14 protein-coding genes and 1 pseudogene are annotated in these 13,851 nt (G+C 56.9%); 9 read left to right on the forward strand and 6 right to left on the reverse strand.

Going from position 1 to position 13,851, the window contains the following annotated elements:
* The first annotated feature begins 69 nt into the window (after nucleotides 1-69).
* Nucleotides 70-1,318 (forward strand): annotated as a pseudogene (locus WFN75_RS19415) (MFS transporter).
* Between the two features lie 4 nt (nucleotides 1,319-1,322).
* Here WFN75_RS19415 and WFN75_RS19420 read toward each other — a convergent pair.
* Together WFN75_RS19420 and WFN75_RS19425 are read right to left on the reverse strand one after the other, a co-directional pair.
* The gene (locus WFN75_RS19420; protein WP_046886799.1) at nucleotides 1,323-1,880 is read right to left on the reverse strand and encodes a DcrB family lipoprotein; all 558 of its coding nucleotides are present in this window, start codon (nucleotides 1,878-1,880) and stop codon (nucleotides 1,323-1,325) included.
* Between the two features lie 72 nt (nucleotides 1,881-1,952).
* Nucleotides 1,953-2,618 carry a 7-cyano-7-deazaguanine/7-aminomethyl-7-deazaguanine transporter gene (locus WFN75_RS19425; protein ID WP_040078217.1) on the reverse strand — a complete coding sequence of 222 codons (666 nt, stop codon included), beginning with the start codon at nucleotides 2,616-2,618 and terminating at the stop codon, nucleotides 1,953-1,955.
* Nucleotides 2,619-2,787: 169 nt separating this feature from the next.
* Here WFN75_RS19425 and tusA point away from each other — a divergent pair, with 169 nt between their 5' ends.
* The 4 genes from tusA to WFN75_RS19445 all read left to right on the forward strand — a co-directional run bounded on the left by tusA (nucleotide 2,788) and on the right by WFN75_RS19445 (nucleotide 6,009).
* Nucleotides 2,788-3,033, forward strand: coding sequence for a sulfurtransferase TusA (tusA, locus tag WFN75_RS19430; protein ID WP_046886797.1), 246 nt, complete (start codon nucleotides 2,788-2,790; stop codon nucleotides 3,031-3,033).
* Nucleotides 3,034-3,218: 185 nt separating this feature from the next.
* Nucleotides 3,219-4,190, forward strand: a complete 972-nt coding sequence (locus tag WFN75_RS19435) for a TRAP transporter substrate-binding protein (protein WP_046886796.1) — start codon at nucleotides 3,219-3,221, stop codon at nucleotides 4,188-4,190.
* A gap of 12 nt (nucleotides 4,191-4,202) precedes the next feature.
* Nucleotides 4,203-4,712, forward strand: a complete 510-nt coding sequence (locus WFN75_RS19440) for a TRAP transporter small permease (RefSeq protein WP_336996682.1) — start codon at nucleotides 4,203-4,205, stop codon at nucleotides 4,710-4,712.
* A gap of 10 nt (nucleotides 4,713-4,722) precedes the next feature.
* Entirely contained in the window at nucleotides 4,723-6,009 is a 1,287-nt protein-coding gene (locus tag WFN75_RS19445) for a TRAP transporter large permease (RefSeq protein WP_336996683.1), read from the forward strand.
* A gap of 88 nt (nucleotides 6,010-6,097) precedes the next feature.
* Here WFN75_RS19445 and zntA read toward each other — a convergent pair whose 3' ends face one another.
* Both zntA and WFN75_RS19455 read right to left on the reverse strand, forming a co-directional pair.
* Entirely contained in the window at nucleotides 6,098-8,272 is a 2,175-nt protein-coding gene (gene zntA / locus WFN75_RS19450; RefSeq protein WP_336996684.1) for a Zn(II)/Cd(II)/Pb(II) translocating P-type ATPase ZntA, read from the reverse strand.
* A gap of 75 nt (nucleotides 8,273-8,347) precedes the next feature.
* The gene (locus WFN75_RS19455) at nucleotides 8,348-8,974 is read right to left on the reverse strand and encodes a lysoplasmalogenase (protein WP_040078225.1); all 627 of its coding nucleotides are present in this window, start codon (nucleotides 8,972-8,974) and stop codon (nucleotides 8,348-8,350) included.
* 128 nt (nucleotides 8,975-9,102) lie between these two features.
* On the opposite strand from WFN75_RS19455, the gene WFN75_RS19460 reads away from it, so the two are divergent.
* Nucleotides 9,103-9,459 carry a DUF2500 domain-containing protein gene (locus tag WFN75_RS19460; RefSeq protein ID WP_336996685.1) on the forward strand — a complete coding sequence of 119 codons (357 nt, stop codon included), beginning with the start codon at nucleotides 9,103-9,105 and terminating at the stop codon, nucleotides 9,457-9,459.
* A gap of 60 nt (nucleotides 9,460-9,519) precedes the next feature.
* Here the strand turns inward: WFN75_RS19460 and WFN75_RS19465 are convergent, their stop codons facing one another.
* A complete protein-coding gene (locus WFN75_RS19465; RefSeq protein ID WP_336996686.1) occupies nucleotides 9,520-9,801 on the reverse strand; it encodes a DUF1145 family protein in 282 nt (93 codons plus the stop codon).
* Complete coding sequence (gene rsmD / locus WFN75_RS19470) at nucleotides 9,785-10,387, reverse strand: 16S rRNA (guanine(966)-N(2))-methyltransferase (RefSeq protein ID WP_046886836.1); 603 nt, start codon at nucleotides 10,385-10,387, stop codon at nucleotides 9,785-9,787. The genes WFN75_RS19465 and rsmD overlap by 17 nt, the downstream gene beginning before the upstream one ends.
* A gap of 137 nt (nucleotides 10,388-10,524) precedes the next feature.
* On the opposite strand from rsmD, the gene ftsY reads away from it, so the two are divergent.
* From ftsY to ftsX, 3 genes are read left to right on the forward strand one after another with little or no spacing between them, the layout of a single operon-like run.
* A complete protein-coding gene (gene ftsY, locus WFN75_RS19475) occupies nucleotides 10,525-12,036 on the forward strand; it encodes a signal recognition particle-docking protein FtsY (RefSeq protein ID WP_336996687.1) in 1,512 nt (503 codons plus the stop codon).
* A 2-nt stretch (nucleotides 12,037-12,038) separates the two neighbouring features.
* Nucleotides 12,039-12,704, forward strand: coding sequence for a cell division ATP-binding protein FtsE (gene ftsE / locus WFN75_RS19480; RefSeq protein WP_040078229.1), 666 nt, complete (start codon nucleotides 12,039-12,041; stop codon nucleotides 12,702-12,704).
* Entirely contained in the window at nucleotides 12,697-13,752 is a 1,056-nt protein-coding gene (gene ftsX / locus WFN75_RS19485; RefSeq protein WP_040078231.1) for a permease-like cell division protein FtsX, read from the forward strand. The genes ftsE and ftsX overlap by 8 nt, the downstream gene beginning before the upstream one ends.
* The last annotated feature ends 99 nt before the right edge of the window (nucleotides 13,753-13,851 follow it).

Consider the following 13,851-nt stretch of genomic DNA (forward strand, 5'->3'; position numbering starts at 1 on the left):
GCAGACGCTTCGTTAGACGCTGATATTCTGAAAAGTCGCTGCTGATTTTCTGCCCCTGACGTGGTAATAGTGAAACACTGTTGTAAAAATCCTGGTGATATCCATGCCCGAACCTGCCGCCGAACTGGCGCTGAGCGGATTGCGCCTCAATCTGCGTATTGTCTCTGTCGTTATTTTTAACTTTGCCAGCTACCTCACCATCGGCCTGCCGCTTGCGGTACTGCCAGGTTATGTCCATGAAACCATGGGTTTTAGCGCATTCTGGGCGGGGCTGGTGATCAGCTTGCAATACTTTGCCACCCTGATGAGCCGCCCGCACGCGGGCCGGTACGCCGATCTTTTCGGGCCAAAGAGCATTGTGGTATTGGGATTGTGCGGTTGTTTTCTCAGCGGCGTGAGCTACCTGCTGGCCGACTGGACCCACGCCTGGCCGATGGCAAGCCTGGCGCTGTTATGCCTGGGGCGCGTGATTCTGGGTATCGGCCAGAGCCTGGCGGGAACCGGCTCAACGCTGTGGGGCGTTGGCGTCGTCGGCGCGCCGCACATTGGCCGGGTGATTTCATGGAACGGGATTGTCACTTACGGCGCGATGGCGATAGGTGCGCCGCTTGGCGTGCTCTGCTATCGCTATATTGGCCTGCAGGGGCTGGCACTCACGATTATGGGAGTGGCGTTACTCGCCATTCTCTTCGCGCTGCCGCGCCCAAAGGTGAAAGCCAGCAAAGGAAAACCGATGCCGTTTCGGGCGGTGCTGGGACGCGTCTGGCTTTACGGCATGGCGCTGGCGCTGGCCTCGGCAGGGTTTGGCGTCATCGCCACCTTTATCACCCTGTTTTACGATGCTAAAGGCTGGGACGGTGCCGCCTTTGCCTTAACGCTGTTTAGCTGTGCGTTTGTCGGCACCCGCCTGTTGTTCCCCAACGGCATTAACCGCCTGGGCGGGCTGAACGTGGCGATGATCTGCTTTGCCGTGGAAATTATCGGCCTGCTGCTGACCGGGATCGCTAACGAGCCGTGGGTCGCGAAAATTGGCGTTTTCCTGGCGGGGGCTGGTTTTTCGCTGGTCTTCCCGGCGCTGGGCGTGGTGGCGGTGAAGGCCGTGCCGCAGCAAAACCAGGGCGCAGCGCTGGCGACCTATACGGTGTTTATGGATATGTCGCTCGGGATCACCGGGCCGCTGGCCGGACTGGTGATGGCATGGGCAGGGGTGCCAGTGATTTATCTTGCGGCGGCGGGGCTGGTCACGGTGGCGTTATTATTGACCTGGCGGCTAAAAAAAAGGCCCCCGACGCCAGCGCCGGAGGCCACTTCAACGTGATGGATTACTGAATCACGAGAGTGTTAATGATATTTTCAGCGGCAGTTTGCGCTTTCTGCTGATCGTCGGCAGGCAGCGTAATCTGCAGAGTCAGCAGTTTGTTATCGACCTTGCCGAGCACCACGGATGAGTACGCGGTCTGGCCTTTGGCCGAGATAATGCTATCCAGCTGCTGCAGCTTGTGGCCTTTCAGTTCAATGGACTTGTTGGTCACCACCTGCAACTGCGGGTCACGGGTACGCTGTTGATCTTCAAGGCGCTTCGCCAGCACGCCCAGATCTTCTGAGGTGTCGTCGCCGACAATCACGATCACGGCTTTTTGCCCCGTCGCGTCGGAATAAACGTGCATATTGTTGCTCTGGGTGCCCAGTTTACCGCTCTGATCGGTCATGTCCGCCGGCAGAGAGAAACTGAGTTTGCCATCCATCAGGCTGATCGGCTGGCTCGTTGCGTTGCTTTCAGCAGACGCGGCCTGAGCGGCAGATTTGGTATCGCTGTTGTCACAAGCTGCAAGCCCCATTACCAGCAGGCCAATCCCGACATATTTAACCAGATTGCGCATTAACTTCTTCCTTTCGATAAACGGCCATAACGGCTCATTCTTCCATCTTATCACAACTGCTCTGGGGAACCTTTACCCTGCCTGCAATGCCGAGATTTCAGATTTATCTGCCAGCTTTTTCATACACATATTCAGCAATACACCATACATCGGCAGGAAGAATACCAGGCTGATAAGCACTTTAAAGGCGTAATCCACCAGCGCGATTTCCATCCAGTGCTGCGCCATAAACGCATCCGGGCTACGCCAGAAGGCGATAAAGAAGAAGGCCAGCGTATCGCTCACATTGCCAAACAGCGTGGAGGCGGTGGGAGCCAGCCACCAGCGACGACTCTGCCGCAGGCGGTTAAAGACGTGCACGTCGAGGATCTGCCCCAGCGCATAGGCCATAAAGCTGGCGGCGGCGATACGCGCCACAAACAGGTTAAAGTGCGCCAGCGCGCCAAAGCCCTGCCAGCTTCCCATATAAAACAGGGAGGAGATCACATATGAGATAAACAGCGCAGGCAGCATCACCGCGAAAATAATGCGACGTGCCAGCGGCGCGCCAAAGATCCGCACGGTAAGGTCGGTTGCCAGGAAGATAAACGGGAAACTGAATGCGCCCCAGGTGGTGTGGAAACCAAAAATGGAGATGGGGAGCTGCACCAGGTAGTTACTGGAGGTAATCACCAGCAAATGAAAAAGCGAAAGCCAGAACAACGCTTTGACGCGCTGCGATTGTGTAAAGGAGTTCATATTGTACCTTTTTGATTAATATTTGGGGTGAGGGAACCCAATAAAGCCGCCGCATGATACTGCTTTGACAGGCGTTTGCAATGGCTAATTTTCACGCAATCGTTAACCTGGTTTGCTTTGCCTGAAACGCGGCGTAAACTACTGCCGTTTTTCTGTGAACGAGATGAAGATGACCGATCTGTTTTCTACCCCAGACCACACCCTTGATGCCCAGGGCCTGCGTTGTCCGGAGCCGGTAATGATGGTGCGCAAAACCGTGCGTAACATGCAGACCGGCGAAACGTTGCTGATCATCGCTGACGACCCGGCGACAACCCGCGATATTCCTGGCTTTTGTACCTTTATGGAACACCAGCTGGTGGCACAAGATACCGGCGCGCTGCCGTACCGCTACCTCATCCGTAAAGGCCAGTAGCCCTCTCGCCCGACAGGGCGTGACTGCCTCCCGGCAGAACGCCCATCACATTTTCAAACCATCGTTTCAAAATTAAGCGTTTTTGTGAGGCGCTTCACCTTCGCTTTTCAGGGCGTAGTCTAGTTTTTAAGCGGAAAACTAAAACAACGTTTTAACGCTTACCTCACTACCCTGGAGTTGACTCGATGAAAACGACCCTCAAGCCGTTGCTGGCCGCGCTGTGTCTGTCTGCCGTTGCTGCATCCGTCTCTGCTCAAACCATTAAAGCTGCCGATGTGCATCCCGAGGGCTACCCGAACGTGGTGGCGGTACAGCATATGGGCGAAAAACTTAAACAACAAACCGACGGCAAGCTGGAGATTAAAGTCTTCCCCGGAGGCGTGCTGGGCGATGAAAAACAGATGATTGAGCAGGCGCAAATGGGGGCCATTGATATGATTCGCGTCTCTATGGCGCCGGTTGCCGCCATCCTGCCGGATATCGAAGTCTTTACCCTGCCGTACGTCTTCCGCGATGAAGACCATATGCACAAGGTCATTGATGGCGATATCGGCAAGCAGATTGGCGATAAGCTCACGGCTAATCCGAAATCGCGTCTGGTCTTCCTCGGCTGGATGGACTCCGGTACCCGCAACCTGATCACCAAGGCCCCGGTAGCGAAACCTGAAGATCTGAAAGGGCTGAAGATTCGCGTGCAGGGGAGCCCTGTCGCGCTGGCCACGTTGAAAGATATGGGCGCTAACGCGGTCGCGATGGGGGTGAGTGAGGTTTACAGCGGTATGCAGACCGGCGTCATCGACGGCGCAGAGAACAACCCACCGACCTATATCGCCCACAACTACATGCCGGTTGCCAAGAACTACACCCTGAGCGGTCACTTCATCACCCCGGAAATGCTGCTCTACTCGAAAGTGAAGTGGGACAAGCTCAGCGCCGACGAGCAGCAGAAGATTTTGACCCTGGCCCGCGAAGCTCAGATGGAACAGCGCAAGTTGTGGAAAGAATATAACGATCAGGCGCTGGCGAAAATGAAAGCGGGCGGCGTGCAGTTCCACGATATCGATAAAGCGGTCTTTGTGAAAGCGACAGAGCCGGTGCGCGCCCAGTACGGCGACAAGCACCAGGATCTGATGAAAGCCATCGCTGACGTTCAGTAAACCGGAGTATGTATGTCCGAAATCTACCTGAAGTGGATGGACCGTCTCTACCTGCTGGCGATGGCGATTGCCGGGCTGTCGCTGCTGGTCATGACCATTGTTATTCCAATCGGCATCTTCTCTCGCTATGTGCTCAACCGCGGTGAGTCCTGGCCTGAGCCGATTGCCATTATCTGCATGGTGACGTTCACCTTTATCGGCGCGGCGGTGGGTTACCGCGCCGGCTCTCACATCGCGGTCAACATGCTCACCGACCGCCTTCCCGCCGGGCTTAAAATGCTCTGCGCCAGGGTGGTGGATCTTCTGATGCTGCTGATTTCACTCATCATCTTCTGGTACAGCTACCTGCTGTGCATGGAGCTCTGGGAGCAGCCCGTGGCGGAATTTCCCATACTGACCTCCGGCGAAAGCTACCTGCCGCTACCGGTGGGATCGGCAATATTGATTCTCTTTGTGCTGGAGCGGCTGTTCTTTGGCTCCCAGGAAAACCGCCCGGTCGTGATGATCGGTAACCACAGTTAAGGGGTGAACGATGGACGCTTTTGTTTTGTTATTCACCCTCGCCATTCTGCTGGCACTGGGAATGCCGGTGGCCTTTGCCGTAGGGTTAAGCGCCGTTGCCGGGGCGCTGTGGATTGATTTGCCGCTGGAAGCGCTGATGATTCAGATAACCAGCGGGGTAAACAAATTTACTCTGCTGGCGATCCCGTTCTTTATCCTCGCCGGGGCGATCATGGCGGAGGGGGGCATTGCGCGGCGGCTGGTGAACTTCGCCTATATTTTTGTCGGGTTTATTCGCGGCGGATTGTCGCTGGTAAACATTGTGGCCTCGACCTTCTTCGGCGCTATTTCGGGGTCGTCGGTGGCGGATACCGCCTCTATCGGCAGCGTGATGATCCCGGAGATGGAAAAGAAGGGCTATCCGCGAGAATATGCAGCGGCGGTCACGGCCAGCGGGTCGGTGCAGGCGATTTTAATCCCGCCCAGCCATAACTCGGTGATCTATTCGCTGGCGGCTGGCGGCACGGTTTCTATCGCCACCCTGTTTATCGCAGGCGTTTTGCCGGGGTTGCTATTGGGATTAAGTCTGATGATCCTCTGCCTCGGATTTGCCCATAAACGCGGCTATCCAAAAGGGGAAAAAATCCCCTTTAAACAGGCACTGAAGATTTTTGTCGATGCCCTGTGGGGACTGATGACGGTAGTGATTATCCTCGGCGGGATTTTGACCGGGATCTTTACCGCGACCGAATCAGCGGCGGTGGCCTGCCTCTGGGCCTTCTTCGTCACCATGTTTATCTACCGCGATTATAAATGGAGCGAGCTGCCGAAGCTGATGTGCCGCACGGTCAAGACGGTCACCATTGTGATGATCCTGATTGGCTTTGCCGCGGCATTTGGCGCGGTGATGACCTACATGCAGTTGCCGATGCGCATCACCGAATTCTTTACCGCGCTCTCGGACAACAAATACGTGATTTTGATGTACCTCAATATCATGTTGCTGCTGATCGGCACTCTCATGGACATGGCACCGATCATCCTGATCCTGACGCCGGTGCTGCTGCCGGTCACCAACTCTCTGGGGATTGATCCGGTGCACTTCGGCATGATCATGATGGTGAATCTCGGGATCGGGCTGATTACGCCGCCGGTAGGATCCGTGCTGTTCGTTGCCAGCGCGGTGAGTAAACAGAAGATCGAAAGCGTGGTCCGCGCCATGCTGCCCTTCTACGGCATGCTCTTGATTGTATTAGCGATGGTGACCTATATCCCGGCCATCTCATTGTGGTTACCGGGCGTACTGGGGATGCAGTAACGCCGTGCCCCCAGGCATCGTGAAGGAAGGCTGGGGTGGGGTGGGGTGGGGCAGTAGACCCACCCCGGCCGTCATTCATTTGGGTGTATTACCGACGACGCAAAAGCCGTAACGCGTTCGCGGTGACCAGCACCGTCGCCCCGGTATCTGCCAGCACTGCCAGCCACAGGCCGGTTATCCCGAGTAGCGTTGTGACCAGGAAAATAGCCTTCAGCCCCAGCGCGATAGCGACGTTCTGACGAATATTGGCGCGGGTGGCGCGGGCAAGGGCGATCATCTGCGCCAGCCCGGTCAGGCGATTGTGGGTCAAGGCTGCATCGGCGGTCTCCAGCGCCACGTCGGTGCCGCTACCCATCGCGATGCCCAGCGTCGCGGCTTTCATCGCCGGGGCATCATTAATGCCATCTCCCACCATCGCCAGTGGGGCATCTTCTTTTAGCTTCGCCACGGCACGCACTTTATCGGCAGGCAGTAATCCGGCCCTGTAGGCCAGCCCCAGTTCGTTCGCGATGGCTGCGGCGGCGCGTGGGTTATCCCCGGTGAGGATGACGCCCTGAATGCCCATCTGATGCAGTGCGGCGACCGCCTGTTTCGCATCCTCGCGCAGGGTATCGCGTAGCGCCAGAACCCCTTTGGTCACGCCATCCTGCAGCACAACCACAACCGTTTGCCCGGCCTCCTCTAAAGCCTGAGCCTGTGCGTCAGGGGTGCCGCCCGCCGCGATAATCACGACCTTTTTACCTTCGACCTCGGCTTCAATGCCCGATCCTGGCAGCGCACGCTGCGCGGTTGCCGCCGGGATCGTCAGCCCGCGGGATTGAGCTTCACGAACAATGGCCTGCGCCAGCGGGTGCGTGGAACCTTGCTCAACGGCCGCCGCCAGCGCAAGCAGTTCGTTCTCACTGCTCGCCTGCGGATAGATACCGGTCACCTGCGGCTTTCCGACGGTCAGCGTGCCGGTTTTATCGAAGGCGACGTGCTGTACCTGACTCAGCTGTTCCAGCGCGGCACCGCCTTTAATCAGCGCCCCGTGACGCGCGGCAGCGGCAAGGCCAGAGGTAATAGCCGCAGGCGTGGAGATCACCAGTGCGCAGGGGCAGCCAATCAGCAGCAGCGTTAACCCCTTGTAGATCCACGCTTGCCACGGCGCGCCAAAGAACAGCGGCGGAATAAGGGCCACCAGCAGGGCGACCAGCATGATGGCCGGGGTATAAATCCGGCTGAAGCGATCGATAAATCGCTCAACCGGGGCGCGGCGCTCTTCGGCTTCCTCAATGAGCTTCAGAATGCGGTCGATGGCGCTGTCGCCAGGTTCAGAGAGAACGGTAAGCTGTACCAGACGATCCACGCTGGTTGCCCCCGCCGGAACTCGTTCTCCGGTCTTGCGTTCTACCGGAATCGACTCACCGGTCAGGGCGCTTTCATCGAAACTTGCCATTGCATTTAGCAGGGCGCCATCGGCGGGCAGGCGCCCGCCTGCGGCCACTTCGATAACATCGCCCGGACGTAGCGCACTGATGGCCACGGTTTTACGTTCGTGATTAACGACCTGAGTGGCGGTTTCAGGGCGGAGCGCCATTAACGCGCTTACCCCTTTGCGCGCCCGGCTCGCTGCCCAGCCTTCCAGGCGTTCACCCACCAGAAACAGCAGCAGCACCATAGCGGCCTCTGCCGTCGCGCCGATAAACAGGGCACCTATGGCCGCCACGCTCATCAGGGTTTCGATGGCAAACCAGCTTCCGCTTTTCATCAGGCGTAGCGCCTGACGGGCGATGGGATAAAGTCCCACCAGCGTGGTAGCGATAAAGGCCAGGTTACCGAGAGGGTGGTTAAACTGCTCCAGCGTCCAGCTCAGCGCCATCAGCACAATCAGCGTGATAAGCGGCAGATTTTCCCGCAGGAAGGAGGTGTGTACGACCGGGGCGGATTCACTGCGCAGGGAGTAACCGGCGTTGACGACGGCGGCCTCAACCCGGGAAGTAACATCGCTGTCGGCGCTGACCAGCAACTTTTCCGTGGCGAACAGCACCTGGACGTGATTGACCCCCTGCACCTGTTTCACCGCGTTTTCGACTTTGCGCGCGCAGGCGGCACAATCCATGCCGTTAACGACCCAGCTATAACGTTTTCCGCTTTCAGTCTGCGGGGTTAGCGCTTCTGTTTCGCAGGCGCTTACGCAACAGCAGGGCACTTCGGGCTGGGCGGGGGTAAGCTTAAGCGCCGAGAATTGTGGCACTTTTTTTGACGTTTCTGGAGTCGACATGGCACTCTCCGGTAATGATAATTTTCTCATTAACCGCAGCATACACTCTGGAGTCGACTCCAGAGTCAAGCGTTTTTAAATATAGAGCGAACGCACGATCAGGAAGTGGCCGGCAAAGTAGCAGGCGGCAGCAATCGCATTATCAGCCCGGAAACGGCGACGATAGTGGCTGCCCAGCCAGACGATATTCCCGATAAGCAGCAGGGTCGCGCCGAAGAAGGCTGACATCGCCGGGGCCGTTGGGCGGAAGAACCACAGTTCACCCGCCAGCCAGACCATCACCAGCGTCATGGCGATAAAGGTGCAAACGGGCCAGCGCATCTCCTCCAGTCGCGTCCAGATCACGGCAATCAACAGCGCCCCAATCACCAGCAGCGCCAGCGGTAGCGGCCAGAAGAAGGAGAGCGTCATCTGGCTGGCGAAATAGATGGTATAGAGCAGATGCGACAGGAAAAACGCCCCTACGGCATAGAGCAGCCGCTGGCGTGGAAGAAGTGTTAACGCATCACCCACCAGCGAGGCGCACAGTCCGGCGAGCACCAGATAGCTGACGGCGTTGAACATAGGCGCCTGCCAGGCAAGGAGTAATAAAAGCAGCAGCGTGACGGGTTTAAACAACCAGCGCTGCCAGGCTGGGCCACGGTAAGACGCATCGACGTAAAGCCATGCGGAAAAACAGACAGCGATAAATGACCAAAGCATATTAACTCCCTGTATCTGTTACGGCTGAATAATCAGTTTCTGATTTAGTGTAGTGACGCGGGCGGGCGTTTGGCAATGCGGGGAAGGCAAGGTATCCTCAATTCCGTCTAATCTGATGGAATGCGTTGATGAGCAAGATCCCGCTTTTTTTCATTATCGTGGTGGCGATTATTGTCATTGCCGCCTCGTTTCGCTTCGTGCAGCAGCGCCGCGAGAAGGCGGATAATGATGCTGCGCCACTGCTGCAAAAGCGCGTGGTGGTGAGCAATAAACGTGAGAAACCCATTAACGATCGCCGTTCACGCCAGCAGCAGGTGACGCCTGCCGGAACCGCCGTGCGCTATGAAGCGAGCTTCAGGCCGCAGACCGGAGGGCTGGAGATGACCTTCCGCCTGGAGGCGCAGCAGTATCATCAACTGACGGTGGGGGAGAAGGGGGTGTTGAGCTACAAAGGATCGCGGTTTGAAGGATTCAGGGCTGAGTAATGCTCGATCGGTCCCCTCTCCCTGTGGGAGAGGGTTAGGGTGAGGGCATCAGGCCGCACCTTACTTCTTCACCAGCGCCTTAAACTTCTTCATCCACACCAGCAGTTCAAACACGCCGAAAATAAAGACCCGTACCTGCTGCCAGGCAGTCATTTGTGGGCCATCTTTTGGCAGGCCGTTTTTCAGCATCACCATCTGCAGGGCGTGCATAAACGAAGTGAAAATCAGCGCTACGTTAACAAAGATGTTCATTGGACGCGGGAAAGGGTGCACCAGATTGAGGATCAGAAATGCCCAGACCCCCAGCATCAGCAAACGCCCCAGATTAATCAGAACCGGCATCGGTCTCTCCTTGTGATTGTCGGTGATAAAGACGATAAGCCACCTGACCGGCCACTTTTTCCCGGTGCAGATCCCAGTGTACGGGCACCGGCGGCAGGCCGTTTTCCACTTCACTCTCTACGTAGATTAGCGCGTTATCTGCCAGCCAGCCGTTGTTTTCCAGTAATGCTAATGTCTCTTCCAGCAACCCTTTACGAAACGGCGGATCGACAAAGACCACATCGTGCGGCGTGCCGGGTTGCGCGAGGAAGGTGAGCGTGTTGGTATTCACCACTTTGGCATGGCTCGCCTTCAGGGTTGCAAGGTTTTGCTGTAGCTGCTGCGCTACGCCGCGCTCCATCTCCAGCAGAATGGCGCTGGAGGCATAGCGGGAGAGGGCTTCCAGCCCCAGCGCGCCGCTGCCGGCAAAGCAATCCAGGCAACGGGCATCGGCCATCGACGGTGCCAGCCAGTTAAACAGCGTCTCACGCACGCGGTCGGTGGTGGGGCGCAGGCCGGGACTATCCGGCACCGGAAGTTTACGGCCTCGCCACTGGCCGCCGATGATACGTATCTGACCGGCCGCAGCACGGTTGGGTTTCTTCATATCTTTGCTCAGGTCACTCATTGGGCCTGCGCTTGCAGGCGGTGATGTGCGTTAAGTTAAGTGATAAACTATTTCATCATTTTTTTAGCTTCCATGTATATAGCGCCGGAAATTAACCGCGAGGGGTGTAGTCGCAAATGGCAAAAGAGAAAAAACGTGGCTTCTTTTCCTGGCTGGGCTTTGGGCAGAAAGAGCAGGAAACCGAACAGCAGGTTGAAGAGCAGCAGGCTGTTGACGCGCAGCCCGAGCCTGAAACGCCAGTAGAAGCGATTGCTGAACCCGCAGCGGAAGAGCACGCTCATTCGAAAGAAGAGACAGAGGCCTTTGCCGAAGAGGTTGTCGAGGTCACGGAGCAGGTACAGGAGAGCGAAAAACCGCAGCCGGTTGAGCCTGAGCCTCTCCCTGACGTTGAGCCTGTCGAACAACCAGAGCCGGTAACCGAGAAGAAGGTTGAGCCAACCCCGCAGGCGGTTATCGAACACGAAGCGCTGCCGCTGCCGGAAGAGGTGAAAGCCGAAGCGGTCTCAGCCGAAGAGTGGCAGGCCGAAGCGGAAACTGTCGAAATTGTCGACGCGGTGGAAGAGGAAGCAGAACGCGAACCGGAACTCACCGACGAAGAGCTGGAGGCCCAGGCGCTGGCAGCCGAGGCCGCTGAAGAAGCGGTCATGATCGTGCCAGTGGAAGCGCAGCCAGAAGATGAGGCCGTGCAGGAGCAAGAAAAACCGACGAAAGAGGGGTTCTTCGCCCGTCTGAAGCGCAGCTTGCTTAAAACTAAAGAAAACCTCGGTTCCGGATTTATCAGCCTGTTCCGCGGCAAAAAAATCGACGATGATCTGTTTGAAGAGCTGGAAGAACAGCTGCTGATTGCCGACGTCGGTGTTGAGACCACGCGAAAAATCATCGCCAGTCTCACCGAAGGCGCAAACCGCAAACAGCTGCGCGATGCTGAAGCGCTGTACGGTCTGCTGAAAGACGAGATGGGTGAAATCCTCGCAAAAGTTGACGAACCGCTTAATATTGAAGGCAAAATGCCCTTTGTTATTCTGATGGTTGGCGTTAACGGCGTAGGGAAAACCACCACCATCGGTAAGCTGGCGCGTCAGTTCGAGCAGCAGGGCAAATCGGTGATGCTGGCGGCGGGCGATACTTTCCGTGCGGCCGCGGTTGAGCAGCTGCAGGTGTGGGGCCAGCGCAACAACATTCCGGTCATTGCTCAGCATACTGGCGCAGACTCCGCCTCCGTGATCTTCGACGCCATCCAGGCCGCGAAGGCGCGTAACGTGGATGTGCTGATTGCCGATACCGCCGGGCGCTTGCAGAACAAATCGCACCTGATGGAAGAGCTGAAGAAGATTGTTCGCGTCATGAAGAAGCTGGATGAAGACGCACCGCATGAAATTATGCTGACCATTGACGCCAGCACCGGACAGAACGCCATTAGTCAGGCGAAATTGTTCCATGAAGCGGTAGGGTTGACCGGTATTACGCTGACAAAACTGGACGGCACCGCAAAAGGCGGGGTAATTTTCTCCGTGGCAGATCAGTTCGGTATTCCTATCCGCTACATTGGTGTTGGCGAACGTATCGAGGATTTGCGTCCGTTTAAATCGGACGACTTTATTGAGGCACTATTTGCCCGAGAGGATTAACAATGATTCGCTTTGAACACGTCAGCAAGGCCTATCTCGGTGGGAGACAAGCGCTGCAGGGAGTTACCTTCCACCTGCAGCCGGGCGAGATGGCATTCCTGACCGGCCATTCCGGCGCGGGGAAAAGTACCCTGCTCAAGCTGATCTGTGGGATCGAACGGCCAAGCGCCGGGAAAATCTGGTTTAGCGGCCACGATATTAGCCGTCTGAAAAACCGTGAAGTGCCGTTTCTGCGTCGTCAGATCGGCATGATTTTCCAGGATCACCATCTGCTGATGGATCGCACCGTTTTCGATAACGTGGCGATCCCGCTGATTATTGCCGGGGCCAGCTATGATGATATCCGTCGTCGCGTCTCTGCGGCGCTGGACAAGGTTGGGCTGCTGGACAAAGCGAAGAACTTTCCGATTCAGCTTTCCGGCGGTGAACAGCAGCGCGTGGGCATCGCCCGGGCGGTGGTGAACAAGCCTGCCGTTCTGCTGGCGGATGAACCGACCGGAAACCTGGACGAAGCCCTCTCCGAAGGGATTTTGCGTCTGTTTGAGGAGTTTAACCGCGTTGGGGTGACGGTATTGATGGCGACGCACGATTTGGGCCTTATCTCCCGTCGTTCGTACCGCATGCTGACGCTCAGCGACGGGCACCTGCACGGAGGCCTTGGTGAATAAGCGCGACGCAATCAACCAGATCCGCCAGTTTGGCAGCAAATTCGACCGTTTCCGCAAACCGCATAGCGGAGGTGACGGCAATCGCAATCAACCGAGACGTGCGAAAGCCGCCCCGAAACCAAACTCGCGAAAAACTAACGTCTTTAACGAGCAGGTTCGCTACGCCTTCCAGGGCGCACTGCAGGATCTGAAGAGCAAGCCGCTGGCGACCTTCCTCACGGTGATGGTGATTGCCATCTCCCTGACGCTGCCCAGCGTCTGCTACATGGTCTACAAAAACGTAAACCAGGCGGCGTCGCAGTATTACCCATCGCCGCAAATCACCGTCTACCTTGATAAAGCGCTCGACGACAACGCTGCGGCGCAGGTTGTGGGGCAGATCCAGGCCGAGCAGGGGGTAGAGAAGGTTAACTACCTTTCGCGTGAAGAAGCGCTGGGGGAGTTCCGTAACTGGTCTGGCTTTGGTGGCGCGCTGGATATGCTGGAAGAGAACCCGTTACCCGCCGTGGCGGTGGTGATCCCGAAAATCGATTTCCAGGGCACGGATTCGTTGAACACGTTGCGTGACCGGGTTTCCCGCATTAACGGAATCGATGAAGTGCGCATGGACGATAGCTGGTTCGCGCGCCTGGCGGCGCTTACCGGGCTGGTGGGGCGCGTGGCGGCAATGATTGGCGTGCTAATGGTCGCGGCGGTGTTCCTCGTCATTGGTAACAGCGTCCGTCTGAGCATCTTTGCCCGTCGCGATACCATCAACGTGCAAAAGCTGATCGGCGCAACGGATGGCTTTATCCTGCGTCCATTCCTCTACGGCGGGGCGCTACTCGGTTTTACCGGCGCATTTCTTTCACTGATATTGTCAGAAATTTTGGTGATGCGGCTCTCTTCTGCCGTTACTGAAGTGGCGCAGGTTTTCGGAACTAAGTTTGATATCAGTGGCTTAGGGTTCGATGAGTGCCTGTTATTACTGCTGGTTTGCTCAATGATTGGGTGGGTCGCAGCCTGGCTTGCTACCGTCCAACATTTACGTCGCTTTACTCCGGAATAATAAAAGCGTGATATAATCTTTCCCTGCACCGAGTTGTCGCTCTGCAGGGAAAGAGCTCCCTGTTGTCTCTTCCCCGCAGTATCATCTCCATGTCACAAT

The sequence above is a fragment of the Leclercia sp. UBA7405 genome, from assembly GCF_037152215.1.
Classification (GTDB): domain Bacteria; phylum Pseudomonadota; class Gammaproteobacteria; order Enterobacterales; family Enterobacteriaceae; genus Enterobacter; species Enterobacter pneumoniae.